The organism is Chryseobacillus diguaensis (genome assembly GCF_049220665.1).
GTDB lineage: Bacteria > Bacillota > Bacilli > Bacillales > Bacillaceae > Metabacillus_B.
The window spans coordinates 1-1,750 of record NZ_JBMKNV010000032.1 but is presented as its reverse complement, the minus strand read 5'-3'; the positions used below and the strand labels follow the sequence as shown (position 1 = coordinate 1,750).

Annotated in this window: 2 protein-coding genes; both read left to right on the top strand. The window is 32.6% G+C overall.

Annotated features, from left to right (window positions below):
* Positions 1-429 precede the first annotated feature (429 nt).
* A complete protein-coding gene (locus ACOT8F_RS20860) occupies positions 430-984 on the top strand; it encodes a PadR family transcriptional regulator (protein WP_421653832.1) in 555 nt (184 codons plus the stop codon).
* 2 nt (positions 985-986) lie between these two features.
* Complete coding sequence (locus ACOT8F_RS20855; protein WP_421653831.1) at positions 987-1,463, top strand: DUF4188 domain-containing protein; 477 nt, start codon at positions 987-989, stop codon at positions 1,461-1,463.
* The last annotated feature ends 287 nt before the right edge of the window (positions 1,464-1,750 follow it).

Sequence of the window (1,750 nt, the reverse complement as noted above, 5' to 3'; positions counted from 1 at the left end):
TTCTTCTAAAGTTTAACATTTATTAAAATTATTTGCAAGAAGACATAAACACAGCCATTTTTGCCACTCGTGAATTTTCACACCTAGTATTGGATTCTTATGTTGTTCTTATTCAAGTAAAGCACCCGATAGTTTAAGTGAAATTATTCACAATCATACTGCACAAAATGGGTTGGCATCAAGACTTTACAGACTAGATAAAATTTAAATAAATTTCCATCTTTTTAATTCTATAAGAGTAACTTTTCACTTAAAAACCTCACTTACCTATAATACGGTTCACCGTGGCTAAACTAAATAAGGTTTTGTCTTATCCTCTTAAGTCTCAATGTTTTTTATTTATTCAGAAAATTAACTTGTGCTTTTTGTTTAAATTTATTATTATGTATCTAAATGATATATATCTTTTAGATAGGTGTGAGAACATTATTGAAAAGTTATAACGCTACAACATATGCAATATTAGGAATATTAACTACTGAATGTAAATCTGGTTATGCCATTAAACAGTGCATTGATCAGAGCTTAAATCATTTTTGGAAAATTAGTTATGGACAGATTTATCCAACTCTAAAATTAATTGCTCAAGAGGAATTAGCAGAAGTTCGTACTTCATCTGTCCCTGGAAAACCCGATAGTAATGAGTACTATTTAACCTCGAAGGGATTAGAGGTTCTAAAGAATTGGTTGGAGAAGCCAATTGAACACTTACCAACTGAGCGAAATGAAGTTTTGCTTAAATTATTTTTTGGTCGCTATCAAGCTCCAGAAAAAAAGGTGTTGCTTCTACAGAATTATAAGCAAGAACTTGAAGAACGTTATCAAACCTATATATCTATTGAACAGGCTATTATTAATCACAAAGATAACGATGAAGATTCAATATATTGGCTGTGTACATTGGATTATGGAAAAAGAACTACCAAAGCAGCGATTGACTGGTGCGAGTTTACTCTTGATAAATTTTATAGGAAGGGGAATTAGTGATGACTAACCACATTTATACGGGACGTTATACGATTGAGAATACAGAGGATATTGTCGTTTTCATCATTGGAATGAGAGTTAACAAGCGACTCGCAATTCATAAGTGGTTACCAGTAGCTACAGCCATGCCTGGAATGATTAAGGAGCTTTATACACACAAAGAGGAGCTAGGATTTTTATCGATGGAAAGTTATTTTGGAATGAAAACAACTGCCATAATCCAATATTGGCGTTCAGTCGAAGACTTGCTAGCTTATGCTAAAAATGAAAAACATTTGACTGCTTGGAAAACTTTCAACCGAAAAGTAGGTAACAATGATGCAGTTGGAATTTATCATGAAACCTATCAAATAAGTAAGGGTAATTATGAAGCTATTTATGCAAATATGCCTCACTATGGCTTAGGAAAAGCATTAAACCATATTCCCATTACTGTAGATCGAGATTCCGCTCATAAACGACTTAAAAAACAATAATTTAGTAGTTTTTTAAAAAGCACCTTAATTTAAATTCAATAAGGTGCTTTTTGTAATTTTTAGTACCTCATTTACTTATGACGGTTCACGGCTATATATGTAAATTGATTCTTAACTATCTGCCTCAAGTGCTGCACAAAAAGTTAAAAAAACACTCTTTAACTCCCTCAGTTTGATACGAATATCTCTCGAATGCTCACTTATTCGCAGGATTTCATAACCCTTGTAATTGGGTTTACGGGTAAATGAAATGAGTTCACATCAGTTTGGCTTCGTGAAGGCATAGT